The following is a 25,052-nucleotide window of genomic DNA, read 5'->3' as shown; positions in this document are numbered from 1 at the left end:
AGCCGCTATAATAGGCCATACAAGTGTCTTGACACCTGCATGGCCTTTTTGCCGGCAGGTGCGGGACCATCACGAAAAAAGGTGAGAGAAATGGAAAAGCTCCGCGCGTTTTTAAAGCGCAAAAACATTGAGATCTCAGCCAAGCGGTATGGCATCGACGCCCTGGGGGCCATGGCCCAGGGCCTGTTCTGCTCCCTGCTCATCGGCACCATCGTCAAGACGCTGGGCCAGCAGCTGGGGATGGAGTTCCTCATCGAAGTGGGGGGATACGCCTCGGCCATGAGCGGGGCGGCTATGGCGGTGGCCATCGGCTACGCCCTGAAGGCCCCCCCGCTGGTCCTCTTTTCCCTGGTCACGGTGGGCTATGCGGCCAATGCCCTGGGCAGCGTCACCCTGTCCGGGGGCAGCGGCGCCGGAGGCCCTCTGGCGGTGCTGTTTATCGCGGTCATCGCCGCGGAGCTGGGCAAGGCGGTGTCTAAGGAGACCAAGATCGACATCCTGGTCACCCCTCTGGTGACCATCCTGGCGGGGGTGGCCCTGTCGGCCTGGTGGGCCCCGGCCATCGGCACGGCGGCCTCCACGGTGGGGGACTTCGTCAAGTGGGCCACTGTGCTCCAGCCCTTCTGGATGGGCATCCTGGTGTCGGTGGTCATCGGCGTGGCCCTGACCCTGCCCATCTCCTCTGCCGCCATCTGCGCCGCCATCGGGCTGACCGGCCTGGCCGGCGGGGCCGCAGTGGCGGGGTGCTGCGCCAACATGGTGGGCTTCGCCGTCCTGTCCTTCCGGGAGAACCGCTGGAGCGGCCTGATCTCCCAGGGCCTGGGCACCTCCATGCTCCAGATGGGCAACATCGTCCGCAATCCCCGGATCTGGCTCCCCGCCATCCTCGCCTCCGCGGTCACCGGCCCCCTGGCCACCTGTGTGTTCCAGTTTGAGATGAATGACCCCGCCGGGGGTGTGGCGGCTGGAATGGGGACCTGCGGTATGGTGGGCCCCATCGGAGTCTATGCCGGCTGGGTGAACGATGTGGCCACGGGGGCCAAGGCTGCCATCACCGGCATGGACTGGCTGGCCATGGCGCTGATCTGCTTTGTACTGCCCGCCGTCCTCGCTTGGCTGTTCGGGCTGTTTTTCCGTCGGATCGGCTGGATCCGGGAGGGGGACCTGACCTTGGAGTGAGCCGGGAGGATTCGCAGGACCGTTTGGGCGGCCGGCACGCTTGCGTGCCGGCCGCCTGTCCGTCCCTGGCGACCGCCTGCTCCGCAGGTCCCTGGCCAGTTTCCTGGTGATGGGCCGGGTGTGCTGCTGGCGGCAGGATTGGCAGGGCCTGTCCCTGATGGTGGGACGAACACCCTCTTGACAGCCTCTTCTGTATCTGATAAAGTTACAGAAAACAGCTCCCTGGGAGGAGAACCGTTATGAACAGCGATTTCTGCGTGGCGGTCCACGCTCTGGTCTATCTCAACCGAAGAGGGTGCGTCCTGTCCAGCGAGGAGCTGGCCCGGAACATCTGCACTAACCCCGCCCGGGTGCGGAAGGTGCTCGCCCGTATGAAAAAGGACGGCCTGGTGGAGACCAAGGAGGGCAGCTCCGGCGGAGGCTACCGCTTTGCCAAGGGGGCGGGGGAGGTGTCCCTGGCCCAGGTGGCCCGGGCGCTGGAGGTGCGCTTCGTCTCCACCTCCTGGCACAGCGGCAGCCAGGAGGTGAAGTGTCTGGTGGCCACCGGCATGGCTCAGGTGATGGATGCCCTTTTTGATGACCTGGACGACCGGTGCATGGCCCGGCTGGAGGAGATCACAGTGGAACAGGTGGACCGGAAGCTCTCCGGCGGACCCTGCCCCGGCGGCGGATGATCCCGCCGCAGAGAACAGTGCGAATGGAGGTTTTTTATGGGGTTTGATCTGGAGATCAGCGTTCCGGCGCTGACGGTTTTCATACAGGGCATCCTCAGCTTCTTCTCCCCCTGCGTCCTGCCTCTGGTCCCCTTATATGTGGGCTATCTGGCAGGCGGGGCCAAGACGGTGGAGGTGGACGGCACCATCCGCTACCCCAGGGGGCGGGTGATGTGGAACACCCTGTTTTTTGTGCTGGGGATCAGCGCCACCTTTTTCCTGCTGGGCTTCGGCTTCACCGCTTTGGGGCAGTTTTTCAGCGATAACCGGCTGTGGTTTGCCCGGATCAGCGGCATTATCATGGTGCTGTTCGGGCTGTACCAGCTGGGGGTGTTTGGACATTCCATGGCGCTGGAGCGGGAGCACAGGCTGCCCTTCCGGCTGGGCGGCCGGACCATGGGGCCGCTGGTGGCCCTGGTCCTGGGCTTTACCTTCAGTTTCGCCTGGACCCCCTGTGTAGGGCCGGTGCTGGGGAGCGTGCTCCTGATGGCCTCATCCTCGGCTTCGGCCCCGGCAGCGGCGCTGCTCATCGGGGTGTACACCCTGGGCTTTGTGCTGCCCTTCCTAGCGGTGGGGCTGTTCACCGGCGGGGTGCTGTCCTTCTTCAAGCGGCACCAGCAGGTGGTGCGCTGGACGGGGAAGGCGGGGGCGGCTCTGCTGATCCTGATGGGGGTGATGACCTTTACCGGCTTTATGAACGGCTTCACCGAATATCTGTCCCAGACCGGCTCCGCCGTGCCTCAGAGTCAGAGCGTCGGCAGCGGGGAGGAGCCGTCCGCCTCCACAGATGCAGACAACGGTGCGTCGGAGCCGCCGGTGGTCCCTGCCCCTGACTTTACCCTGGTGGACCAGTACGGGGAGGAGCACAGTCTGTCCGATTACAAGGGCAAGACCATTTTTCTCAATTTCTGGGCCACTTGGTGCGGCCCCTGCCGGGGGGAAATGCCGGATGTCCAGGCGCTGTATGAGGAGTATGGCGGGAACCAGGGTGACCTGGTGGTATTGGGAGTGGCCGCCCCTGGGCTGGGGCAGGAGGGGACCCAGGAGGAGATCGCCATCTTCCTGGAAGAGAACGGCTATACCTTCCCCACAGTGATGGACACGGAGTACCAGCTCACCTATCAGTACGGCATCCGGGCCTACCCCACCACCTGGATGATCGACGGGGAAGGCAATCTCTACGGCTATGTGGAGAGCGCCATGACAGGGGAGATCATGAGGGATATCGTGGAACAGACCATGGAGGCCCAGCCATAAAAAAGAAACATGCCCCGCCCGCTCCAATGGGAGCGGGCGGGGCATGTTTGACTGTGTGGGTCCATCAGGGGGAGGCGGTGTAGAGGGAAGAAGTATCCTCAGCTCCATCCGTCATGGCGTACCAGCGATCGGCTTGGGCATGGGTGCGGGCGATGCGGGTGTCGGTGAGAACGCCCAGCTCCTCCAGAACGGCCAGGGTGTGGGAGGCCTGGGGGGTGAGGGTGATGGTCACAGAGCCGCCCCGGTGCGCCATGCTGTCCTGCTCCGTCAGGTAGAAGCTGAAGTCCAGGTCAGCCTCACAGGTGTTCTCCCGGCGGTCCTGGTCCTCAAAAAGGTAGCGGGTGCCGATGGTGCCCGCGTCGAAATCGGTCAGCACGGCCTGCCACAGCTGCTCCGCCTGGGCGGCGGAGAGGGAGGCGGACTCGTGGCTCTGGGTCTGGATGTCCCAGAGATCGTAGACGTACGCCTCCGTCAGGCTCCAGTCCGCGGACTGGTCAAGTCCATAGCCGGCCCGGACGAAGCTCCGGTCAGAGACCAGCTGATCCAGAGCCCATGTGACGGTGCCCTCCATCCCCTGCTCCGCCCGGTACAGCGGAACGCCGTGGTAGTAGCGGCGGATGCTCTGTCCGTTGGACAGGGTGTAGGAGAGGGAGATGTAGAAGGAGTCGTCATAGATGCTATCCTCCCTGGAGCGGGCAGCTACGATGGCCTGGTGGAGGGCGGTGATCTGGGCGACCTGCTCCGGGTCGGTGATCTGGACGCTCCCGCCGAAGCCGTCGCTGGGATAGGTGCTGCCCTCCAGATCCACAGTCACCTGGCTCACCTCGCCGGAGGCGGGGATGTAGTCCTGATAGCCAGTGAGATCCAGCCGGATGCACAGGAACAGGGCGGAGAGCAGCGCCAGCAGGACCAGGCAGCCCGGCCAGGCGGAGAAGACGCGGAAGGACTTGCGCAGCAGCATCTCCGCCAGAAAATAGCCCACTGCAGCCCAGAAGAGGATGGACAGCACCAGGGAGAGCTGGCCGTCTCCGAACAGCACATAGTAGGTAAAGGTGCCGCCGGAGAGACCGGCGCAGACGGCCACCCCGTACTTGAAGATGGGGCGGACCACCCGCACGGAGACCACGTCTCCCGCCGACTCCATCTGGCGGGCGCGGTAGATCAACAGGGCGGCCGCAGACAGGGCCACCCCCACACCGGCGTAGACCGCCACCACGGCGGGCTGGGCAAGCTGATAGGCCCCGCTGTCCGCAGCCTGGGTCCAGGATACAGCACCGCCCAGTTTCTCCAGAGGGGTGAGCCAGGCCACAGCCTGCTGGGTGGTGCCGCTCAGGCCGTTGTAGCCGTAGAGAAACAGGTAGAGTACCGAGTCCATCAGCGCGCTGATGATAGCCGCCAGGCAGTTCAGCACCCCGTAGAAGACAGGCAGAGCCAGCAGATGGCCGGTGAACATGGCACAGAAGACGGCAAAGGAGTAGAAGAAGAGGCAGGAGGCGGACTGGACCAGCAGCCAGATGGCCAGCGCCTTCAGATCCAGACAGTTCCCCACAGCCTCGCCGGCCAGGGTGAGGCCAAAGATGGCGGCGTTGGGCAGCAGCAGGAAGCTGAGCCCGGACAGATAGTTGGTGAAAAACAGAGCCTCCCGCCGCAGGGGCAGGGCGTGCATCATGCAGGCGGAGCGGCTGGCATCCAGATAGCTGAACACCGCCATAGCGGCCAGCAGGCCAAAGATGACGGCCAGCACCGTGCCCAAGTTCAGGGAGTAGCCCACCGAGACCCGGGAAAAATAGTCCAGGCTGTGCGCAAGGTCCTCCAGAGCCCAGTTCTGCCCCCGCTGGATCGTGGTGAGCAGATTGAGGGGCAGGGCAAACAGCCAGATCACCGAGTACAGGGCCCAGATGGGCCAGAAGCGGCTGAGGTTTTTGCGGTAGAGGGTGGAATTAAAGCATGATGTCACGGACCGCATAGTCCTCACCTCCCAGTTCATAGATAAAGATCTCCTCCAGCGTCAGAGGCAGGGCCTCCATCAGGATGGGCTGGAACGCGGCGAGCCGGCTTTTGATGACGTCGGAGCTGCCCCGGACGATCAGGGTGTGGATGCGGCCCACCTGGGTGACATGGAGCAGGTCCAGGTCCTCCGGCAGCTTGGGCATCTCCGGCTCCTGAAATACGATCTGCATCTTGACCACGTTGTCCTGAAGATCGGTGAGGGAGCGCTGCAGGAGCACCTTGCCCCGGCTGAGGATGCCCACGTGGTCGCACACGTCTTCCAGTTCCCGCAGATTGTGGGAGGAGACCAGCACCGTGGTCCCCCGCTGGGCCACGTCCCCCATGAGCAGGGACCAGACCTGACGCCGCATCACCGGGTCCAGGCCGTCTACCGGCTCGTCCAAGACCAGCAGGTCGGGGTTGCAGCACAGAGCCAGCCAAAAGGCGGACTGCTTCTGCATCCCCTTGGACAGGCGGCGGATGGGCTGTTTCTCGTCTACTGCCGGGAAGGCCTCCTTCAGCACCTGATAGCGCTTGTCATCAAAGGCGGGATACAGCCCCCGGTAAAACTTCATCATGTCCCGGGTGGAGGCGGACAGAAAGTAGTACAGGTCGTCGGGGATAAAGGCCACCCGGGACTTCACCGCCGGATTTTCGTACACCGGCGCCCCGTCCACCGTGATGGTGCCCGAGTCGGGGCGGTAGATGCCGGTGATGTGCCGCAGGATGGTGGACTTTCCCGCGCCGTTAGGGCCCACCAGCCCATAGATGGAGCCCTTCTCCACCTCCATGGTGAGCCCATCCAGGGCGCGGAAGCCGTCGAAGGTCTTGACGACGTTGTTTACCTTGATCATTGGACCTCTCCCCCTTTTTCCCGGATGCGGGCGATCAGCCGATCCCGCGTGACCCCCAGGTACAGCAGCTCGGCTGTCAGACTGTCGAACTGCCCTAGCAGCCGGTCCCGCCGCTCCTCATCCACCCCGGTGCGGGGGGCCGCGAAGCTGCCCTTCCCAGGGATAGAATAGACATAGCCCTCCGCCTCCAGGGACTCATAGGCCCGCTGGATGGTGTTGGGGTTGATGGCAAGATTGCTGGCCAGGGACCGCACAGAGGGGAGCTTTTCCCCCTCCTGGATGGCGCCGCTCACCATCAGCCGGCGCAGATTGTCCCGCACCTGCTCGTAGATGGGCCGGGCATCCCGGTAGTCCAGATTCAGCATACTGCCGCCTCCCTTCAAACTGTATTCACTGTATTAGTACAGTTAGTCTATGCGGACGGGACCGAAAAATCAAGCAAGAAATCCTTAAGATTTTCTTAGGATTTATCTCAGGGGGAGAGAGGACCGTCAGATCTCCACGCAAAAAGGGAGAAGATTTACCATTTCTTAATCTGTTTCCGTTTGAAAAAGGCGAGCGGCCGTGATATAGTATAGGCGAAAAGAGCATCAGAAGAAGGAGGCTCCCACACATGACTGCGACTGTCGGATTTATCGGAACGGGGAACATGGGCGCTGCTCTGGCCCGGGCCGTCTGTAAAACTGTGCCCCCCCAGCAGGTGCTGCTGGCCAACCGCACCCCCGCCAAGGCGGAAGCCCTGGCCGAAGAGCTGGGCTGCGCCGCAGGTACCAATGAAGAGGTTGCCCGCGCCTGCCGGCTGATTTTTCTGGGAGTGAAGCCCCAGGTGATGGGGGAGATGCTGGCCTCTCTTACCCCTGTGCTGAAGGAGCGGGAGGACTGCTTTGTGCTGGTGACCATGGCCGCCGGCCTGACCTGCGCCCGGATCCGGGAGATGGCGGGGGTGGACTGCCCGGTGATCCGGGTGATGCCCAACACCCCCGCGGCCATCGGCGAGGGGGTGCTCCAGTTCTGCGGCCTGGGGACCACGGAGGAGGATATGGCCTCCTTCCGAAACCTGATGGCCCCCGCCGGGCTGGTGGATCAGGTGCCTGAGGGGCTGATAGACGCAGCCAGCTGCGTGTCCGGCTGCGGCCCCGCTTTTGCCTACCTGTTCCTGGAGGCCCTGGCGGACGGCGGGGTGGCCTGCGGCCTGCCCCGGGACAAGGCGCTGGCCTACGCCGCCCAGATGCTGGCCGGGTCGGCCCGGATGGTGCTGGAGACCGGCGCTCACCCCGGTGCCCTGAAGGACGCGGTGTGCTCCCCCGGGGGCAGCACCATCCAAGGGGTGCGGGCGCTGGAAAAGGGGGGGCTGCGGGCCGCCGCCATGGACGCGGTGCTGGCCGCCTATGAAAAGACGCAGGAATTGGGGAAAAAATAAGGGGCAGGCGGAGCCAGGGAGGACAGGGGAACGGCCCTGTCCTCCGGTTCCCGAGCTGAATAAAGGGGTTTGATGCTATGAAGATCGTGGTCAAGGTGGGCACCTCCACTCTGGCGCATGCCACGGGGCGGCTGAACATCCGCCATGTGGAGGAGCTGGTCAAGGTGCTCTCCGACCTGAAGAATGCAGGACACCAGATCATCCTGGTGTCCTCCGGCGCCATCGGCATGGGGGTGGGCAAGCTGAATCTGCCCTGCCGGCCCACTGACATGCCCGGCAAGCAGGCGGCCGCCGCCGTGGGACAGTGCGAGCTGATGTACACCTACGACCGGCTGTTCACCCAATACAACCACACTGTGGCCCAGATCCTCCTCACTGGGGAGGACATCGACCACAGCGACCGGAGGGAGAACTTCCAGAACACCATCTTCCGCCTGCTGGAGCTGGGCGCCCTGCCGATCATCAACGAGAACGACACCGTGGCCACCGCTGAGATCAAGGTAGGGGACAACGATACCCTGGGGGCCGTGGTGGCCTGCACGGTGAAAGCGGACCTTCTGGTCCTGCTCAGTGATATCCAGGGGCTCTACACCGCAGATCCCCGCAAGGACCCGGGTGCCCGGCTGATCCCGGTGGTGGAGGAGATCACTGCCGACATCGAGGCGCTGGCCGGCGGGGCTGGCTCCGGCCTGGGCACGGGGGGCATGGCCACCAAGCTGCGGGCCGCCCGCATGGTGACCGGCCAGGGCTGCGACATGATCATCACCAACGGGGACCAGCCCCAGCTGCTCTATGATATCGTGGAGGGGAAGCAGGTGGGGACCCGGTTCCTGGGCCGGCGGGCCTGACGGGGCTCAAAGGCGAAGGACCACAAGGAGGCGGAAGGGATGACCACACAAGAACTGCTTGCGCGTGCCAGACAGGCCAGAGGGGCCATGGCTCTGGCGGATACACAGACCAAGGACCGGGCCCTGCTGGCCATGGCGGAGGAGCTGGAGGCGGACACGGCCCCCATTCTGGCGGCCAACGCCCTGGATCTGGAGGGGGCCCGGGGCCGCATCTCCGAGGTGATGCTGGACCGGCTGGCCCTCAGCCCGGACCGGATCGCCGGCATGGCGAAGGGGATCCGGGAGGTGGCGGCCCTCCCTGACCCGGTGGGGGCTGTCCTCAGCCGGGTGGAGCGGCCCAACGGGCTGGTGATCGAGAAGACCGCCGTCCCAATGGGGGTCATCGCCATCATCTATGAGAGCCGGCCCAATGTCACCAGCGACGCCGCAGCCCTGGCCCTGAAGGCGGGCTCCGCCTGTGTGCTCCGCTGCGGGAAGGAGGCCCACCGCTCCGCCGCGGCCATCGTCTCCGCCCTGTGCCGGGGCCTCTCCCGGGCCGGACTGCCCCAGGAGGCCCTGTGTCTGGTGGAGGACACCACCCGGGCCTCCGCACACGAGCTGATGACCGCCAGCGGATACGTGGACCTGCTCATCCCCCGGGGGGGCGCGGGGCTGATCCGGGCCTGTGTGGACAATGCCACCGTCCCCGTCATCGAGACGGGCACCGGCATCTGCCACGTCTATGTGGACCGGGCGGCGGACCTGGACATGGCGCTGGACATCCTGGAGAACGCCAAGTGCAGCCGGCCCAGCGTGTGCAACGCCGCCGAGGTGTGCCTGGTCCACCGGGAGGCGGCCCCGGTCTTTCTGCCCCGGATGCGGGAGCGGCTGACGGATGCCAGGGCAGCCCGGGGGGAGCGGCCGGTGGAGTTGCGCCTGGACGGGACGGCGGCCGGGATCATCCCCGGCACGCCCGCGGGTCCGGAGGACTTCGACACTGAGTTTTTGGACTATATCCTGGCTGTCCGGGTGGTGGACGGGACGGAGGAGGCCATCCGCCACATCGCAGCCCACTCCACCGGCCACTCGGAGGCCATCGTGACAGAGGACGGGGAGGCGGCCCGGCGCTTCCTGGCGGCGGTGGACTCAGCGGCGGTGTACTGGAACGCCTCCACCCGCTTCACCGACGGGGGGGAGTTTGGCCTGGGCTGCGAGATGGGCATCTCCACCCAGAAGCTCCACGCCCGGGGCCCCCTGGGGCTGGCCGAGCTGTGCAGCTTCAAGTTCGTGATCCGGGGCGGGGGACAGATCCGCTGAGGCGCCCCCTCTCTTTTCCAGATGACAAATGCGCGGTCTCCGGGTATGATGGGAGCAGAGCGACACTCTCATCAGAGCCGTGAGCCAGATATCGCGGGGACGGCCCAGAACCGCCCGCCGCGGCATCCCATTTCCGCCCCCCTTTTCCCAACTGGGTGAAAGGGAGGAAAATACCCATGAAAGGACTGATATCCGATGCACAAGCATCTGCTGGAGTTCTGCCGCCTGACGGGAGAGCTCCTGGAAAGCGAGCCGGTGCGGATGATGGGCCGCTGGCAGCACCACGGCCGGATCACCACCCTGGACCACTCCCTGTTCGTGGCCTACCTGTCCTTCCGGGCAGCCCGGTGGCTGCGTCTGGATGAACGGGCCGCCGCCCGCGGGGGCCTGCTCCACGACCTGTACCTCTATGACCCCCGGGACAAGTCCGCCCACCCCGGCAGCCAGTGCTTCGACCACCCCAGGGCCGCAGCCCGGAATGCCGAGCAGGTGACCAAGCTCTCCGATAAGGAGCGCAACATTATCCTGTCCCACATGTGGCCCCTGGGCGGGGCACTGCCCCGGTCCCTGGAGGCCCTGCTGGTGGACCTGGTGGATACCTTCTGCGCGGGGCTGGAGCTCTCCCACATCTATCACCCAGGCCGCCTGCGGGAGAAGCTGGGCGTGGTCCCCCTGGCGGGTTCCCCCCAGGCCGACGCGGCCTGATCTGCTCCGCACCTCCTCATGCCCCGGCAGCGTCTGCTGCCGGGGCATTTTTAGACATTTTCAGGAAAAGAGAGACTGGAATAAAAAATTTCGGAAAAATTTCGAAAATTTCTCGAAAAATTCTCTTGAACCCAGGAAACTTTCTTGCTATTATGCTATAATGGTTGGGGGTATCCGCATAACGTGCCGGATCTGTGCAGTTTGATGGAGAAGCCCCACGCATATCCGTGCTGATCGGCACTGCCGTCACAATAGAGGAACAGAGAGCAAGCAGATTTGGTGACCGACCCGGCCAGGTACCGGCGGTCCGCGTAAGGAAGGAAGTTGTTTATGATCGCACACGGGAAGGATATCAAGGTATTCACCGGAAACTCCAACCCCAAGCTGGCCCAGAACATCTGTCAGGAGCTGGGCATCCCTCTGGGCGACTCCGAGGTGGGAGCCTTCTCCGACGGGGAGAATTTCGCCTCTATCTATGAGACCGTCCGCGGCTCCGACGTCTTTGTGGTGCAGTCCACCTGCTCCTTCCGCAAGGACGACAAGAGCGGTTCCGTCAACGATGCGCTGATGGAGCTGCTCATTATGATCGATGCCCTGCGCCGGGCCTCCGCCGGCCGGATCACCGCTGTGATCCCCTACTTCGGCTACGCCCGCCAGGACCGCAAGACCAAGCCCCGAGACCCCATCTCAGCCAAGCTGGTGGCCAACCTGATCGCGGAGGCCGGCGCAGACCGGGTGCTGACCATGGACCTGCACGCCAACCAGATCCAGGGCTTCTTCGACATCCCGGTGGACAACCTGCTGGGCTCCCCCATCTTTGTGGACCACTTCACCAAGAAGTACGCGGACTGCCATGACGACACCATGGTGGTCTCCCCCGATGTGGGGTCGGTGTCCCGGGCCCGGGCCTTTGCCCAGAAGCTGAACATGCCCCTGGCCATCGTGGACAAGCGCCGCCAGAAGGCCAACTCCTCCGAGGTCATGAACATCATCGGCGACGTGCGGGGCAAGCACGTCATCCTGCTGGACGATATGGTGGATACGGGCGGCTCCCTGTGCCACGCGGCTCAGGCCCTGATGGAGATCGGCGGCGCCCAGGATGTGACCGCCTGCGCCAGCCACGGCGTCCTCTCCGGTCCGGCCATCGACCGCATCAACAGCAGCGTGCTGGACGAGGTCATCTTCCTGGATACCATCCCGGCCAAGCCCGGCGTCAAGTGCGAGAAGATCAAGTACATCTCGGTGGCCCACATGTTCGCGGAGGCCATCAGCCACATCTATATGGAGACCTCCGTCTCCCCGCTGTTCCTGTAAGAGAGAGCGGGGACCGGAAGGGCGCGAAAACAGGGGGCGGGTAGCCAATACCCGCCCCTCTTCAGACTGTTTGAGGAGACCGATATGCTGTTTGGAAATGGAACCGGCGGGGTGGACTGGGTCCTGGTCTGCCTGGGCAACCCGGGGGAGAAATACGAAAACACCCGGCACAATGTGGGCTTCATGGTAGCTGACGAGCTGGGCGAGCGCCAGCACGCCCCCATCCAGAGGCTGAAATATAAGGCGCTGACCAACGTGTTCACCATCTCCGGCCAGAAGGTGCTGGTGATGAAGCCCGTCACCTTCATGAACCTGTCCGGGGAGGCGGTGCGCCAGGCGGTGGACTTCTATAAGGTGGCGCCGGACCACGTGCTGGTGGTCTCTGACGACACCGCCCTGGCTGTGGGCCGTCTGCGTATCCGCAGGGGAGGCTCGGCCGGGGGTCATAACGGCCTGAAAAACATCATCCTCCACTTGGGGACAGACCAGTTTCCCCGGCTGCGGGTGGGGGTGGGGGAGAAGCCCCACCCGGATTATGATATGGCGGACTGGGTGCTGGGCAAGTTCCAGGGGGAGGACAAAAAGGCCATCGACCAGGCGGTGAAGCGGGCCGCCGACGCGGTGGAGTGCATCCTGGCCGAGGGCATCGACCGGGGGATGAGCCGGTTCAACGGCTGAGGGAGAGCTGGTCCAGCTCCTGTCCCAGCTCCAGGCCCAGGGCCAGCCCGGTGAGGAGCATCTGCCGGCCCTCGGAGGCGCCCACCTCCATGGCCGCGCCCCAGATGCGGTCCGCCTCGTCCTCGCCTGTCAGCTGATACAGCCGCTGCAGGAAGGGAAAGCTCTCTTCGGATACCCGGTCCATGTCCGGGGTGGGGGGAAGGGCCTCCACATAGTCCAGAAGGATGGAGATCAGGTCATACATAGGAACCACTCCTTTACGCCCATTATTATAACATGTTTTTTTATTGCGTGTCAAGAGGTGACCAGCTTGAAATCACTGGGAGAAAGACTAAAGGTTTTGAGAAATGAACGGGGACTGGTCCAGCAGGATATGGCAGATTTTCTAAAATGCAGGGTGCGCAACTATCAGGCAATCGAGGCGGGAGAAGTAAACCCTAGGCTTCCAAAGCTGATAGAATTGGCGGACTATTTCGGCGTGTCGGTGGACTATCTTCTGGGGCGGACGGAGAACCGGGAGATCAACCGCTGACCCGGGCGGGGGAGACAGAGGTCTTCCCCGCTGTTTTGGTTCCGGCCTTTACACAGGAGGCGGGCCCTGCCTGCCATTCCCGGACCTGTGACGTGCCGCAGGGGCGTGCAAAGGCCGAAGGGCATCCCATAGGGGCGGCTTCCAGCGCCGCCCCCAAAGCCTTCCCCCCACCGGGGGGAAGGTGTCACGGCGTATGCCGTGACGGATGAGGGGTCTTCCTCCCCCATCCCAGCCGCAGGATGGCCCCCAAAGGGTTCCGCCCTGCGGGGCGGCTGGCGGGCGCGCAAAGCGCGCCCCTACGCAAAGGCCGAAGGGCATCCCGTAGGGGCGGCTTCCAGAGCCGCCCCCAAAGCCTTCCCCCCGCCGGGGGGAAGGTGTCACGGCGCATGCCGTGACGGATGAGGGGTCTTCCTCCCCCCATCCCAGCCGCAGGATGGCCCCCAAAGGGTTCCGCCCTGCGGGGCGGCTGGTGGGCGCGCAAAGTGCGCCCCTACGCAGAGACCGAAGGCATCCCATAGGGGCGGCTTCCAGCGCCGCCCCCAAAGCCTTCCCCCCCGTCGGGGGGAAGGTGTCACGGCGCATGCCGTGACGGATGAGGGGTCTTCCTCCCCCCATCCCAGCCGCAGGATGACCCCCAAAGGGTTCCGCCCCGCAGGGCGGCCGGCGGGCGCGCAAAGCGCGCCCCTACGCAGAGACCGAAGGCATCCCATAGGGGCGGCTTCCAGCGCCGCCCCCAAAGCCTTCCCCCCCGCCGGGGGGAAGGTGTCACGGCGCATGCCGTGACGGATGAGGGGTCTTCCTTCCCCCATCCCAGCCGCAGGATGGCCCCCAAAGGGTTCCGCCCCGCAGGGCGGCCGGCGGGCGCGCAAAGTGCGCCCCTACGCAGAGACCGAAGGGCATCCCGTAGGGGGCCCGGACCCGCCCCTGAATGGAGACCGGGGGCGGAAATCCCCGGGAATTTCCTTGACGGACCGGAGAAAAGGCGATATACTGTTGGAAAATGACCCCCTCCCTAAAGTCGGGAACGGGGGGCTTTGTCGCGCTTGTAATTTCCATATTTTTCTATTTGGTGGCCGCTATGAAACTTTTGAACGACATCTTGAACAATGTGCCGGAGTTCGGCCAGCTGCTGGCCGCCATGGACAGCGGCCGCTGTCCTGTGGCCCTGTCCGGGCTGTCGGCGGTCCACCGGGCCCACTTTGCTGCCGGGGTCTACGCCCGCACCGGCCGGCCGGTGGTGCTGGTGTGCGCCGACGAGGGGGAAGGGGAGCGGCTGGCCCGGGATCTGGAGTCCCTGACGGGGCAGCGGGTGCCGGTGCTCGCCCCCCGGTCCTACATCTTTCACAACGCGGCCACTGTCTCCCGCCAGTGGGAGCACCGGCGGCTGGCCCTGATGCGGGCCATGGCGGCGGGGGAGGTGCCCCTGCTGGTGGCGGCGGTGGAGGGACTGCTTCAGCGGACCCTGCCCCCGGAGGAGCTGGACCGGGCCTGGGCGGAGCTGCGGACCGGGGGGAGCTATGACCTGAACCAGCTGGCTGAGACACTGACCGCCGCCGGGTACAGCCGGTGCGACCAGGTGGAAGGCGTGGGACAGTTTGCCCTGCGGGGCGGGATCTTGGATGTCTACTCCCCAGGGATGGAGCAGCCCGTGCGGGCGGAGTTTTTCGGAGACGAGCTGGATGCTATGGGGCTGTTCGACCCCGCCACCCAGCGCCGGACGGAGAACGTGGAGCGGGCGGTGCTGCTGCCGGCGGCGGAGGCGCTGCCCCATCTGGCGCCCGGAGGGACGGCGGGGCTGGCAGCCCGGCTGGAGAAGCTGGCCGCAGGGGCGGAGAAGGCGGGGCGGCATGAGCTGGCCCAGACTCTGCGGCAGGACCGGGAGGCGCTGGAGCAGGGGCGGAGCTTCCCCGCCACGGACCGCTATCTGGCGCTGATCTATCCCCAGCTGGCCACGGCGGCCGACTACCTGCCGCCGGACGCCTGTGTGCTCTTTTCTGAGAGCAGCCGGGTGGGGGAGCGGGCCAAGACCTACCAGTGGCAGCTGGAGGAGGATGCCAAGTCCCTGATGGAGCGGGGGGAGCTGGACGGCTCCTGCGCCGTACTGTCCCGCACCTTCCCGGAGCTCAACGCCCGGCTGTCCGACTGGCCGACGGCCTATCTGGACTCCTTCACTCTGTCGGCTTATCCGGTGCCCCCCGGCTGCCTGCTGTCGGTGACGGCCAAGCAGCTGCCCTCCTTTGGCGCCAGCCTGGAGACGGCGGTCTCCGACCTGGACCACTACCAGCGCTCCGGCCTGGGCACCCTGGTGCTGGTGTCCAGCGAACAGCGGGCCCTGAATCTCCAGACGCTGCTGCGGGAGCAGGGCCTCCGGGCGGCGGTGGAGTTCCAGCCCCAGACCCTCCCTGGGCCGGGGGAGACCCTGGTCTCGGTGGGCGGCCTGTCCGCCGGGATGGAGTACCCGGAGGCCCGTCTGGCGGTACTCACCGAGGGACAGGGGGCGGCACTGAAAAAGCCCCGGCCCCGGAAGGCGGCCACCAACCGGGAGAAGCTGAAGTCCTATGCCGACCTGTCCCCCGGGGACCTGGTGGTCCACGAGCATCACGGTGTGGGCCGCTACATGGGGATGGTGAAACTGCCTGCCGACGGGGTGGAGAAGGACTATGTGAAGATCGCCTACGCCGGCTCCGATGTGCTCTACGTCCCCGCCACCCAGCTGGACCTGGTGAGCAAGTACATCGGCGGGGGCGAGGACGCGGCGGAGACCAAAAAGCTCTCCCGTCTGGGGGGCACCGACTGGGAGAAGGCCAAGAGCAAGGCCAAAAAGGCGGTGAAGGATCTGGCCAAGGGCCTGATCCAGCTCTATGCCCAGCGGCAGCGGCAGCCCGGCTTCGCCTTCTCTCCCGACTCCCCCTGGCAGCGGGAATTCGAGGAGGAGTTCGAGTACGCGGAGACGGAGGACCAGCTGCGCTGCGTGGAGGAGATCAAGCGGGACATGGAGCGCCCGGTGCCCATGGACCGGCTGCTGTGCGGCGACGTGGGCTACGGAAAGACGGAGGTGGCCTTCCGGGCCGTCATGAAATGTGTGCTGGACGGCAAGCAGGCCGCTGTGCTGGTGCCCACCACGGTGCTCGCCCGGCAGCATTTTCTCAACGCCCTGCGGCGCTTTGCCAAATATCCGGTGACCATCGATGTGGTCTCCCGCTTCCGCACCAGCGCCCAGATGAAGGAGACCCTGCGGCGGGTGGAGAGCGGTGAGGTGGACATCCTCATCGGCACCCACCGCCTGTTCAACCGGGACGTGCGCTTCAAGGACCTGGGTCTGCTGGTGGTGGACGAGGAGCAGCGCTTCGGCGTCCAGCACAAGGAGAAGCTGAAGGAGAACTTCCGTCAGGTGGATGTGCTGACCCTGTCCGCCACCCCCATCCCCCGGACGCTGAACATGGCCCTCAGCGGCATCCGGGACATGTCCACCCTGGAGGAGCCCCCCGCCGACCGCCAGCCGGTGCAGACCTATGTGCTGGAGCACGACTGGGGGGTGCTGGGGGACGCCATGCGCCGGGAGCTGGAGCGGGGCGGGCAGGTGTACTACCTCCACAACCGGGTGGAGACCATCGACCGCACCGCCAGCCGCATCCAGGCCATGCTGGGGGAGGATGCGGCGGTGGGGGTGGCCCACGGCAAGATGACCCAGGAGGCCATCGACGAGGTGATGAGCCGGATGACCGACGGGGAGCTGAACGTGCTGGTGTGCACCACCATCATCGAGACGGGCATCGACCTGCCCAACGCCAACACCCTCATCATCGAGGACGCCGACCGCCTGGGCCTGGCCCAGCTCCACCAGATCCGGGGCCGGGTGGGGCGGTCCAGCCGCCGGGCCTACGCCTACCTCACCTACCGCCGGGGCAAGGTGCTCACCGAGGTGGCCGCCAAGCGGCTGAGCGCCATCCGGGAGTTCGCCGAGTTCGGCTCCGGCTTCAAGATCGCCATGCGGGACCTGGAGATCCGGGGTGCGGGCAACGTGCTGGGGCCGGAGCAGAGCGGCTTCCTGTTGTCGGTAGGCTACGACATGTACTTGAAGCTGCTGGAGGAAGCGGTGCTTCAGGAGCAGGGCCAGCCGGTGCCTCCCAAGACCGAATGTGCCGCCGACCTGAGCGTGGCGGCGTCGGTGCCCGACCGGTACGTCCCCTCCCCGGAGCAGCGGATGGACCTGTACCGCCGCATCGCCGCCATCCGCAGCGAGGCGGAGGCGGACGACCTGGTGGATGAGCTCATCGACCGGTATGGGGAGCCCCCCCGCACGGTGAACAACCTGATCTCCGTGGCCCTGCTCCGCGCCGCGGCGGCGGAGGCCGGGATCACCGACATCGCCCAGAAGCAGGGGCAGCTGGTCTTTACCCTGGCCCGGTTCAGTCTGGAGCAGTTTTCCGCCCTGTGCGCCATGGACCGGTATCAGAACCGGCTGCTGCTCACTCCGGGGGAGGTGCCCCGCTTTACCTTCCGGCTGAAAAAGGGGGAGGACGCCCTGCGGGCCGCACGGCAGGTGGTGGACGACTTCGCGGGGGCAGAGGGCTGAAGCCGCCCCGCATTTCAGAGTGGGGAGTTTTTCCCTTCTCCATTGAAACCGGAAGACAGATGTGGTATGATATCAAACTGTATCCGGCCCTGCGGACCGGAACAGATCTGAATTGGATGAAACAGAAAGGAACTGCTCTTATGAGATCGATGAAACGGGCGGGGGCCCTGACCCTCGCGGCCCTGATCCTGGCCTTTTCCCTGACCGCCTGCGGTAAGGACGGCGGGAGCTCCGGGAGCGGCGCTTCTTCCAGTGCCGCCGGGAGCACCTCCAGCAGTGAACCGATCACCGTGGACCTGGACGCCGTCACGGATGTGTTCCTCACCACCGCCGGCATCCCGGGTGACACTGTGGTGGCCCAGGTGGGAGATGTGGACATCACCGCCGCTGAGCTGCTGTACTGGGTGGCGTACAGCGCCGACAGCATGCTCAGTTATTACAGCACCTATTTCGGCATCACCGAGCTGCCCTGGGATACGGAGGACGCCTCCGGCGTCACCCTGACCCAGGGGACTTTGGACAACGCGCTGAGGACTGCGGCCCTGTACGCCCTGATCCCCGGGATAGCGGAGGAGGAGGGCGTGACCCTGTCCCAGGACTTCCAGGACACCTTTGCCGATCAGCTGGCCACTATGACTGAGGCCATGGGGGGCGAGGACGTGATGGCCATGTACCTGTGGCAGTATCCCCTGACTCCTGAGCTCTACACCCAGCTGTGTGAGAGCGAGGACCTGAACGGCCAGCTCCAGGATAAGTATTTTGGAGAGAACGGCACCATGAAGCCCACCGACGCCGACCTGCTCTCCTACATCCAGAACGACCGGAAGCTGTACTCCGTCAAGCACATCCTGCTGCTGACCCAGGACCCGGAGACCGGAGAGCCCCTGGACGAGGCTGCCGCGGCGGAGAAGAAGGCTCAGGCGGAGGATCTGCTCCGCCAGCTGCGGGAGAGCAGCGACCCCGCCGCCCTGTTCGACCAGCTGATGAACGATTACAGCGAGGACACCGGACTGGCCACCAACCCGGACGGCTATCAGGCCGTGGAGGCAGGTCAGATGGTCCCCGAGTTCGAGGAGGCGTCCCTGGCCCTGGAGCCCGGCGAGATCAGTGACATCGTGGAGAGCGATTACGGCTACCACATCATCCTGCGCCTTCCCCTGGAGGTGGAGCCGGCCGACTATCAGGCGGACTTTGTGCAGGAGAAGATGACCCAGCTCCAGCAGGGCTGGCTGGATGAGCATGAGATCGTTACCAACGATGCCTTTGACCAGCTGGACGTGCCCGCTTTCTATGAGACGGTCACCGCCCTGCGGCAGGCGGTGAGCACCCGGATGGAGGAGCTGAGCGCCCAGGAGGACGCCTCCGCATCCGCCGGGACCTCCGCCTCCGCCAGCGCCCCCGCCGCCAGCGGCAGCGCCCAGAACTGAGGCCCTTCACAGCGTAGAAAAACCTCCGCCCTGCCCCCATGTGGGGGCAGGGCGGAGGTTTTTATATACCGGGGCCCTCCGGCAAAACGGAGCCGGCCCGCCGGAGAGCGGAGGAAAAGCGAAACAGGAGAACGGTGGTGCATAGGATCTGGACCACCAGCACCACCAGCAGGAACAGGGTCAGCGCGATGGAGAAGGAACTCAGGGGGCCGGAGCTGTCCACCCCCAGGTAAAACAGGACGGAGGCGGCGGTGGAGAGGACGGTGACCACCGTGCGGGCCCGGAGCAGGGCGGGGGAGAAGTCACGGCCCGTCTCTCCGGCGTGGCGGGCGGCGATGTCCGCCAGGTCTGTGAGGAACTGGAAGTGGAAATACAGGGTGGTGAGCTCCACCGCCAGCGCCAGCCAGCTCAGCAGCCAGGAGAACTGGGACAGGTCCCAGGCTGGGAGGAGGAAGGCATACTGCTTCAGCGCCCAGAGACCCAGGGGGAAGGTGAGGGGGCCCAGGAGCCGCAGGTCTGGATGTTCCTCCTCCAGGGCGGTGACGGCCCGGCTCAGCAGATACCACCCCACCGCATTGGGGAGGAGGGAGAAGCGGTTAAGGTTGATGTCCAGATAGAGGAAGAAGTAGGCCCAGGCGGCGTACTGGACCCCGCGGATCAGTTTTGAGTTCAATCCAGATGCACCTCCCGCTCCAGTGGGATGGGGACCTCGTTCCCCTGGCTGTCCGTATAGACGGCCTCCAGCCAGTCCGCCATGACGCAGTCCGCGGCGGGGATGCGGTTGGCATACCCCTTGCCGCGGCTGCCCCAGTACAGAACCCGGCTTTCCCCGGGGGCCAGCTCCACCTCCAGACCGGACACATCATAGCCGGTATCACAGCTGTTCTGGACTTGAGACAGCAGACCGAACACCGGGTCCTCCTGCTGGCCGTCCTCCGGGGCATCCGTTCCGGTCAGGACGGAGACCCCCTCGTCCCAGTACTGAGTGACGTCCAGGGTCATGGTTTTGGGCTGGTCGGTATGATTGGTGAGTCGAAGCACCATTCCGCCCACAACACTGGTAAACCGGGCATCCAGATCTGGGGCATCGGTATGGATCGAGCTGCCGAAGCCATTCAGATCCAGCTTTTTGACAGCAGAGCCCTCTATATAGGCGTCTTGGACCCGGAGCTCTGCCTCGGGCCATAGCTCCAATTCCACCCCATCCGCCTCTCCGTGCCAGGTGAAAACGGGGGGCTCCTGGCTGGGGAAGGGAAGGTTGTCGTAAGAAGTGAGCCGTATCTGTTCCCACTCAAAGGGGGAGGCCAGCCGGCCGGTTTGTACCGACAGGGGCGAGACCGTCCAGGTGCCGTCCTCCCGGCGCTGGAGGTGGAGGGTGTGGCGGCGGTAGCCGATGGAGCGCTCAGTGCCCTCCCGCGGCCCGCCCTCGTCCCGGAAGAAGTACATCTGGGTCCAGTAACCCCCCTCCCCATCATAGGAGAGTCCCCGGAAGATGGGGCCGGTGCGGTAGGACGCCGATCGGGGATCGGTCCCCGGGAGCACGCTCCAGCCCGCCCGGTCCGTCTGCCACCACTCCTCCACCAGGTCGGGGAGCTGCTCCTGGGGGAGGGCCATGGCCTGGTAGGCGTAACAGTCCTGAACGTCGTGATACTGGGCGTAGATGCCCTTGCTGTATGCGTCCAGGGCGCCCCCTACGGTGGCGGGCCGGTGGGACAGGGCGTAGGAGAGACTGCCCACGGGGCCCAGCAGGCGGACAGCGCCGGGGAGGGGATCGGCAGCGGAGACCGGCAGGCCCACTACCAGGGAGAGGGTCAGCGTCACCACCATGCAGACGGAGACCAGTCCCATTCCCCGGGGAAAGGCCTTGAACCGGGTGATGGCCTGGATGCGTGCCTTGATGTTCTGTCCTCCGTTGGCCATGGTGGTGGCGCCGGGGAAGCGGCGCCGGCCGTCATCCGCCATGGACAGCAGGACCCGGCCGTAGTCCCGGCGGTCCTCCCCCTCCAGCCGCTCCAGCACCAGCTGGTCACAGCGCTGCTCCCGCTGGTTGTCGATGCGGTCAAAGATGCGCCACAGGAAGGGGTTGCACCAGTGGACGCACCGGAACAGGGCGGTGACCCACCCGGCGGCCACGTCCCGCTGTTTCAAATGGATCAGCTCGTGGAGGATCACCTTGCGGTCCGGGGCCCAGCCCATGGGGAGCACCAGCACCGGACGGACCACCCCCACCAGGAAGGGGGTAGAGGCTGCGCGGCTCTCCACCACCCGCCGGGGCATGGACAGACCGAAGCGCTCCGCCAGGGCGGCGACGGCCTCCAGCCGGGCTCCGGCCACCGGCACGGCCTCCCCCAGGGAGCGGCGCAGCCGCAGCCCGCCCGCCGCCAGCCACAGGGCGGACAGGAGGACCCCCGCCAGATAGAGGAGGAACAGCCAGTCAGTGACAGAGCGGGGCAGTCCGCCCGCCGGGGGGATGGGGATGCCCGCCAGGGGCAGGGAGGGGGTCCAGGGGGAGGACCAGGCGGAGTCCAGCCCCAGCTCGACCCAAGTCCGCAGGGCCTCGCCCAGCCCGGTCAGGTCGGCTATGGCAGAGCGGCCCAGCCAGCCCACCGGCAGGATCAGCCGGAGCACCACCACCATCCAGACCGCGTACTGCCACTGGGGGGAGAGCTTGTCCCGGAAGATGTGCTGGAGCACGAGCACGAAGAGGGCGGCCATGCTGGCCGCCGCCGTCTGATGGAGGAAGGACCAGAGATCGAACACGGCTACACCTCCATCTCGTCCAGCAGGCGGCGCAGCTCCTCCCGCTCCTGGGGGGAGAGGCTGCCGTCCTTCACAAAGGCGGCCACCAGCTGGCCCGCCGAGCCGTCATAGACCCGGTCCACCAGATCCCGCCGCTCCCGGGCGGCGCACGTCTCCCGGCTGGGGATAGCGGCGTACCGCCGGGGGGAGGACTGGTCCATGGATACCAGCCCCTTGGCGGCCATCCGGGTGAGGTAGGTGTGCACGGTGGTGCGGCTCCAGCCGGTCTCCGGCGCCAGGGCGCCCAGGATCTGCCCCAGATGCTGGGGCCCGCCGGCCCAGAGGGCCTCCAGCACCTTCCACTCGCTGTCCGTCAGCTTCCACATAAAGACCCCTCCTACACATGTAGAATTTCTGAGATAATTCTACATGTGTAGGAGGAACTTGTCAAGCCTTGTCGGGAAAAAGCCTGTCCCAGCCCCCTGGATTCTGCAAAAAATGGACAGGCCGGGGTCTATACTGAGCGGTACAAAGGAAGGGAGCGTGAGGTCATGGACAGCTGGCACAGCCGGCCGCAGGCCGATCTTTTTCAGGAACTGGACGCGCGGCCCGGGGGACTGACCCGGCGGCAGGCGGAGGAGCGGCTGGCCCGGTACGGGCCGAATCAGCTGGAGCCCCCCAGGCGGCCGGGGCTGCTCTCCCGGGTGATGGCCCAGATGAAGGACCCCATGATCTTGGTGCTGCTGGGGGCGGCGGGGCTGTCCCTGGCGGCCAGCCGGGGGGAGGACTGGCTGGATGCGGCCATCATCCTGGTCATCGTGGTGGTGAACAACATCATCTCCATCTCCCAGGAGGACCACGCCCACCGGGCCCTGGAGGAGCTGCGGAAGATGACCTCCCCCCACGCCACCGCCCTGCGGGGGGGCGCGCCCGTCCGGGTGGAGGCGGCGGAGCTGGTGCCGGGGGACGTGATCCTGCTGGAGGCGGGGGACCTGGTGCCTGCGGACGCCCGCCTGCTGGAGGCGGCGGGACTGCGCTGTGACGAGAGCGCAATGACTGGGGAGTCGGTGCCCGTGGAGAAGGCGGCGGGTGGGCCGCTGCCGGAGGACGCCCCCCTGGGAGACTGGACCAATATGGTGATCTCCGGCACACTGGTCACGGCGGGGCGGGCCACCGCCCTGGTCACCGCCACCGGCATGGACACACAGATGGGCCGCATCGCCGGCCTGCTGCTGGAGGGAGAGACCCAGCCCACCCCCCTCCAGCGGAAGATGGGGGAGATCTCACGCTCCCTCTCCTTCCTGTGCCTCTCCGTATGCGCCGTCATGTTCGGGGTGGGGCTGCTCCAGGGGAAGGACATGCTGGGCATGTTCCTCACCGCCGTCTCCCTGGCGGTGGCCGCCATCCCGGAGGGCCTGCCCGCCATCGTCACCATCGTGCTGGCCCTGGGGGTGGGGCGGATGGCGGACCGGGGGGCCATCGTGAAGAAGCTGCCCGCGGTAGAGACCCTGGGCTGTGCCAGCGTCATCTGCTCGGACAAGACGGGCACCCTGACCCAGAACCGGATGACGGTGCGGGAGCTGTGGGTCCCGGCGGGGGGCCACCGGCGGGACGCCCTGCTGGCGGGGGCCCTGTGCGGCGACGCCCGGCTGGAGTGGAAGGCGGGGGCCCCGGTATCCGCGGGGGACCCCACCGAGGGGGCGCTGGTGGTGGCCGCCGCCCGGGAGGGGCTGGACCGGAACCAGCTGTCCGAGAGCCTGCCCCGCACCGGGGAGATCCCCTTCGACTCCGGGCGCAAGCTGATGACCACCGTCCACGAAAAGGAGGGGGGCGGCCGCCTGGTGCTGGTGAAGGGGGCACCGGACGTGCTGCTGGAGCGGTGCGTGTCCGGCCCAAGAGGCCCACTGTCGCCGGCGGACCGGAGACAGATCCTCGCCGCCAATGAGGACATGGCCCGCCGGGCCCTGCGGGTCATCGGGGTGGCCCGGCGGGAGCTGTCCCTGCAGCCCAGAAAGCTGGAGAGCGGGACGGTGGAGCGGGACCTTACCTTCCTGGGGCTGTTCGGCATGGCCGACCCACCCCGGCGGGAGGTGAAGGGGGCGGTGGAGCGGTGCCACCAGGCGGGCATCCGCCCGGTGATGATCACCGGGGACCACCGTGCCACGGCCATGGCGGTGGCACGGGAGCTGGACATCTGCCGCCCAGGGGACCTGGCCCTCACCGGCCCGGAGCTGGACTTCATGCCCCAGGAGATGCTGGAGGAGGACATTGAAAAATTCGCTGTCTTTGCCCGGGTGTCGCCGGAGCACAAGATGCGCATCGTCCGGGCCTGGCAGAAAAAGGGGCGGGTGGTGGCCATGACGGGGGACGGCGTCAACGACGCCCCAGCCCTCAAGGCGGCGGACATCGGCTGCGCTATGGGGCTGTCCGGCACCGACGTGGCCAAGGGAGCGGCGGAGATGATCCTCACAGACGACAACTTTTCCACCATCGTCCAGGCGGTGGAGGAGGGGCGGGGGATCTACTCCAATATCCGCAAGGCCATCCACTATCTGCTCTCCTGCAACATCGGGGAAATCTTCACCATTTTCGTGGCCACCCTCTTGAACTTCGGGCAGATGCCCCTGGTGCCGGTGCAGCTGCTGTGGCTGAATCTGGTGACTGACTCCCTGCCCGCCCTGGCCCTGGGCGTGGAGCCGGTGGAGGAGGGCGTGATGGACCAGCCGCCCCGGGACCCCTCCGCCGGGCTGTTCTCCCGGGGATTCTCCCTGCGCCTGGCGTGGCAGGGACTGATGGTGGGCGGGCTGACTTTGGGGGCCTATCTGCTGGGGCTGTTCCACCTGGGCGCCCCCGGCATGGAGGGGGCGGCGGCCAACACCATGGCCTTCGCCACCCTGACGCTGAGCCAGCTGTTCCACGCCTTCAACGTCCGCAGCGAGGACCAGTCCCTGCTGGCCCAGGGGGCGATGTCCAACCCGGCCATGAACAAGGCGTTCCTGGCGGGGATGGTCATGCAGCTGTCTGTGCTGCTCCTGCCGCCCCTTCAGGGGGTGTTCTCCGTGTGCCCCATGGACCTGACCCAGTGGGTGACGGTGCTGGCCCTGGCCATGGCCCCCATCCCCATCTGCGAGGCGGAAAAGGCCCTGCGGCGGCGCAGGCCGGAGACGGAGGAGCCCAGACAGGAGAAGGAGCTGTCCGCGGCCCGAAAGTAAACAGACGCGCCCCGGCCTGAGCAGGCCGGGGCGCAAGACTGTCGAAAAAGTGGCAAAGCCACTTTTTCGAGAAAGATGCAGTCTGCTGCGCGCAGGGTTTGTCCGCCAAAGGCGGACAAACCCCACACTTGCAGCCTGAGAGGTGTTTTCCCCGACGCGCATGTCGCCGGGGAAAACGGATCAGAACTGGATTCGCGCCTGCGGGCGCGAACTCTGCGAGGCTTTTTCCGCAAGCTGACGCCCTGGACTAAGCAGGCCGGGGCGCATTTTCGTGCGCGGTGGGATTCATTCCCGCAGAGGGCAGAGGCGCGGG

At 66.1% G+C, this 25,052-nt stretch carries 20 protein-coding genes; 13 read left to right on the top strand and 7 right to left on the bottom strand.

Annotation, left to right across the window (positions count from 1 at the left end; all coding sequences use genetic code 11):
- Positions 1–90: 90 nt before the first annotated feature.
- The 3 genes from L9O85_RS14665 to L9O85_RS14655 all read left to right on the top strand — a co-directional run bounded on the left by L9O85_RS14665 (position 91) and on the right by L9O85_RS14655 (position 3,149).
- Positions 91–1,179, top strand: a complete 1,089-nt coding sequence (locus L9O85_RS14665) for a PTS transporter subunit IIC (protein WP_301579060.1) — start codon at positions 91–93, stop codon at positions 1,177–1,179.
- 239 nt (positions 1,180–1,418) lie between these two features.
- Entirely contained in the window at positions 1,419–1,853 is a 435-nt protein-coding gene (locus L9O85_RS14660; RefSeq protein ID WP_256183203.1) for an RrF2 family transcriptional regulator, read from the top strand.
- A 36-nt stretch (positions 1,854–1,889) separates the two neighbouring features.
- Complete coding sequence (locus L9O85_RS14655; RefSeq protein ID WP_301579058.1) at positions 1,890–3,149, top strand: cytochrome c biogenesis protein CcdA; 1,260 nt, start codon at positions 1,890–1,892, stop codon at positions 3,147–3,149.
- 64 nt (positions 3,150–3,213) lie between these two features.
- Here the strand turns inward: L9O85_RS14655 and L9O85_RS14650 are convergent, their stop codons facing one another.
- Genes L9O85_RS14650 through L9O85_RS14640 form a run of 3 tightly spaced genes read right to left on the bottom strand, consistent with a single transcriptional unit; the run spans position 3,214 to position 6,357 of the window.
- Positions 3,214–5,115 carry a hypothetical protein gene (locus L9O85_RS14650; RefSeq protein WP_301579056.1) on the bottom strand — a complete coding sequence of 634 codons (1,902 nt, stop codon included), beginning with the start codon at positions 5,113–5,115 and terminating at the stop codon, positions 3,214–3,216.
- Positions 5,090–5,992, bottom strand: coding sequence for an ABC transporter ATP-binding protein (locus tag L9O85_RS14645; RefSeq protein WP_050623131.1), 903 nt, complete (start codon positions 5,990–5,992; stop codon positions 5,090–5,092). Before L9O85_RS14645 ends, L9O85_RS14650 begins: the two co-directional genes overlap by 26 nt.
- Positions 5,989–6,357, bottom strand: a complete 369-nt coding sequence (locus L9O85_RS14640) for a GntR family transcriptional regulator (protein ID WP_050623132.1) — start codon at positions 6,355–6,357, stop codon at positions 5,989–5,991. The genes L9O85_RS14645 and L9O85_RS14640 overlap by 4 nt, the downstream gene beginning before the upstream one ends.
- Before the next feature lie 248 nt (positions 6,358–6,605).
- On the opposite strand from L9O85_RS14640, the gene proC reads away from it, so the two are divergent.
- The 6 genes from proC (at position 6,606) to pth (ending at position 12,253) form a co-directional block, all read left to right on the top strand.
- Positions 6,606–7,412, top strand: a complete 807-nt coding sequence (gene proC, locus L9O85_RS14635) for a pyrroline-5-carboxylate reductase (RefSeq protein ID WP_050623133.1) — start codon at positions 6,606–6,608, stop codon at positions 7,410–7,412.
- Positions 7,413–7,489: 77 nt separating this feature from the next.
- Complete coding sequence (gene proB, locus L9O85_RS14630) at positions 7,490–8,260, top strand: glutamate 5-kinase (RefSeq protein WP_050623134.1); 771 nt, start codon at positions 7,490–7,492, stop codon at positions 8,258–8,260.
- A gap of 39 nt (positions 8,261–8,299) precedes the next feature.
- The gene (locus L9O85_RS14625; RefSeq protein ID WP_050623135.1) at positions 8,300–9,556 is read left to right on the top strand and encodes a glutamate-5-semialdehyde dehydrogenase; all 1,257 of its coding nucleotides are present in this window, start codon (positions 8,300–8,302) and stop codon (positions 9,554–9,556) included.
- Positions 9,557–9,751: 195 nt separating this feature from the next.
- Positions 9,752–10,261, top strand: a complete 510-nt coding sequence (locus tag L9O85_RS14620; protein ID WP_050623136.1) for an HD domain-containing protein — start codon at positions 9,752–9,754, stop codon at positions 10,259–10,261.
- A gap of 330 nt (positions 10,262–10,591) precedes the next feature.
- Positions 10,592–11,575: a ribose-phosphate diphosphokinase gene (locus L9O85_RS14615; protein ID WP_276757606.1), complete on the top strand. Its 984-nt coding sequence runs from the start codon at positions 10,592–10,594 to the stop codon at positions 11,573–11,575.
- A gap of 84 nt (positions 11,576–11,659) precedes the next feature.
- Positions 11,660–12,253, top strand: coding sequence for an aminoacyl-tRNA hydrolase (gene pth, locus L9O85_RS14610; protein ID WP_276757608.1), 594 nt, complete (start codon positions 11,660–11,662; stop codon positions 12,251–12,253).
- Here the strand turns inward: pth and L9O85_RS14605 are convergent.
- Positions 12,243–12,497, bottom strand: a complete 255-nt coding sequence (locus L9O85_RS14605) for a hypothetical protein (protein WP_050623139.1) — start codon at positions 12,495–12,497, stop codon at positions 12,243–12,245. The genes pth and L9O85_RS14605 overlap by 11 nt on opposite strands.
- 96 nt (positions 12,498–12,593) lie before the next feature.
- On the opposite strand from L9O85_RS14605, the gene L9O85_RS14600 reads away from it, so the two are divergent.
- The 3 genes from L9O85_RS14600 (at position 12,594) to L9O85_RS14590 (ending at position 18,788) form a co-directional block, all read left to right on the top strand.
- Positions 12,594–12,785 carry a helix-turn-helix domain-containing protein gene (locus L9O85_RS14600; RefSeq protein ID WP_301579050.1) on the top strand — a complete coding sequence of 64 codons (192 nt, stop codon included), beginning with the start codon at positions 12,594–12,596 and terminating at the stop codon, positions 12,783–12,785.
- 1,078 nt (positions 12,786–13,863) lie between these two features.
- Positions 13,864–17,361, top strand: coding sequence for a transcription-repair coupling factor (gene mfd / locus L9O85_RS14595; protein ID WP_108981544.1), 3,498 nt, complete (start codon positions 13,864–13,866; stop codon positions 17,359–17,361).
- Positions 17,362–17,501: 140 nt separating this feature from the next.
- The gene (locus L9O85_RS14590) at positions 17,502–18,788 is read left to right on the top strand and encodes a peptidylprolyl isomerase (RefSeq protein ID WP_276854355.1); all 1,287 of its coding nucleotides are present in this window, start codon (positions 17,502–17,504) and stop codon (positions 18,786–18,788) included.
- A gap of 61 nt (positions 18,789–18,849) precedes the next feature.
- On the opposite strand, the gene L9O85_RS14585 is transcribed toward L9O85_RS14590, so the two are convergent.
- From L9O85_RS14585 to L9O85_RS14575, 3 genes are read right to left on the bottom strand one after another with little or no spacing between them, the layout of a single operon-like run.
- Complete coding sequence (locus L9O85_RS14585) at positions 18,850–19,461, bottom strand: hypothetical protein (RefSeq protein WP_301579047.1); 612 nt, start codon at positions 19,459–19,461, stop codon at positions 18,850–18,852.
- Positions 19,458–21,548, bottom strand: coding sequence for a M56 family metallopeptidase (locus L9O85_RS14580; protein WP_301579045.1), 2,091 nt, complete (start codon positions 21,546–21,548; stop codon positions 19,458–19,460). Before L9O85_RS14580 ends, L9O85_RS14585 begins: the two co-directional genes overlap by 4 nt.
- A 2-nt stretch (positions 21,549–21,550) precedes the next feature.
- Complete coding sequence (locus L9O85_RS14575; protein ID WP_050623143.1) at positions 21,551–21,913, bottom strand: BlaI/MecI/CopY family transcriptional regulator; 363 nt, start codon at positions 21,911–21,913, stop codon at positions 21,551–21,553.
- 165 nt (positions 21,914–22,078) lie between these two features.
- On the opposite strand from L9O85_RS14575, the gene L9O85_RS14570 reads away from it, so the two are divergent.
- Entirely contained in the window at positions 22,079–24,739 is a 2,661-nt protein-coding gene (locus L9O85_RS14570; RefSeq protein ID WP_301579043.1) for a cation-translocating P-type ATPase, read from the top strand.
- Positions 24,740–25,052: the final 313 nt, after the last annotated feature.

Origin of the sequence: Lawsonibacter asaccharolyticus, from assembly GCF_022453915.1 — a bacterium.
GTDB classification, from domain to species: Bacteria; Bacillota; Clostridia; order Oscillospirales; family Oscillospiraceae; genus Lawsonibacter; species Lawsonibacter asaccharolyticus.
Note: the sequence above shows the minus strand (reverse complement) of the source record. Positions and strands in the feature narration are given on the sequence as shown.

Excerpts from the sequence above, each read along its gene's own strand:
- L9O85_RS14590 (WP_276854355.1), top strand. The coding sequence starts at position 17,502 with ATGAGATCGATGAAACGGGCGGGGGCCCTGACCCTCGCGGCCCTGATC.
- L9O85_RS14605 (WP_050623139.1), bottom strand. The coding sequence starts at position 12,497 with ATGTATGACCTGATCTCCATCCTTCTGGACTATGTGGAGGCCCTTCCC.
- L9O85_RS14625 (WP_050623135.1), top strand. The coding sequence starts at position 8,300 with ATGACCACACAAGAACTGCTTGCGCGTGCCAGACAGGCCAGAGGGGCC.
- L9O85_RS14640 (WP_050623132.1), bottom strand. The coding sequence starts at position 6,357 with ATGCTGAATCTGGACTACCGGGATGCCCGGCCCATCTACGAGCAGGTG.
- L9O85_RS14655 (WP_301579058.1), top strand. The coding sequence starts at position 1,890 with ATGGGGTTTGATCTGGAGATCAGCGTTCCGGCGCTGACGGTTTTCATA.
- L9O85_RS14665 (WP_301579060.1), top strand. The coding sequence starts at position 91 with ATGGAAAAGCTCCGCGCGTTTTTAAAGCGCAAAAACATTGAGATCTCA.
- mfd (WP_108981544.1), top strand. The coding sequence starts at position 13,864 with ATGAAACTTTTGAACGACATCTTGAACAATGTGCCGGAGTTCGGCCAG.
- proB (WP_050623134.1), top strand. The coding sequence starts at position 7,490 with ATGAAGATCGTGGTCAAGGTGGGCACCTCCACTCTGGCGCATGCCACG.
- L9O85_RS14615 (WP_276757606.1), top strand. The coding sequence starts at position 10,592 with ATGATCGCACACGGGAAGGATATCAAGGTATTCACCGGAAACTCCAAC.
- L9O85_RS14660 (WP_256183203.1), top strand. The coding sequence starts at position 1,419 with ATGAACAGCGATTTCTGCGTGGCGGTCCACGCTCTGGTCTATCTCAAC.
- pth (WP_276757608.1), top strand. The coding sequence starts at position 11,660 with ATGCTGTTTGGAAATGGAACCGGCGGGGTGGACTGGGTCCTGGTCTGC.
- proC (WP_050623133.1), top strand. The coding sequence starts at position 6,606 with ATGACTGCGACTGTCGGATTTATCGGAACGGGGAACATGGGCGCTGCT.
- L9O85_RS14645 (WP_050623131.1), bottom strand. The coding sequence starts at position 5,992 with ATGATCAAGGTAAACAACGTCGTCAAGACCTTCGACGGCTTCCGCGCC.
- L9O85_RS14575 (WP_050623143.1), bottom strand. The coding sequence starts at position 21,913 with ATGTGGAAGCTGACGGACAGCGAGTGGAAGGTGCTGGAGGCCCTCTGG.
- L9O85_RS14570 (WP_301579043.1), top strand. The coding sequence starts at position 22,079 with ATGGACAGCTGGCACAGCCGGCCGCAGGCCGATCTTTTTCAGGAACTG.
- L9O85_RS14650 (WP_301579056.1), bottom strand. The coding sequence starts at position 5,115 with ATGCGGTCCGTGACATCATGCTTTAATTCCACCCTCTACCGCAAAAAC.
- L9O85_RS14620 (WP_050623136.1), top strand. The coding sequence starts at position 9,752 with ATGCACAAGCATCTGCTGGAGTTCTGCCGCCTGACGGGAGAGCTCCTG.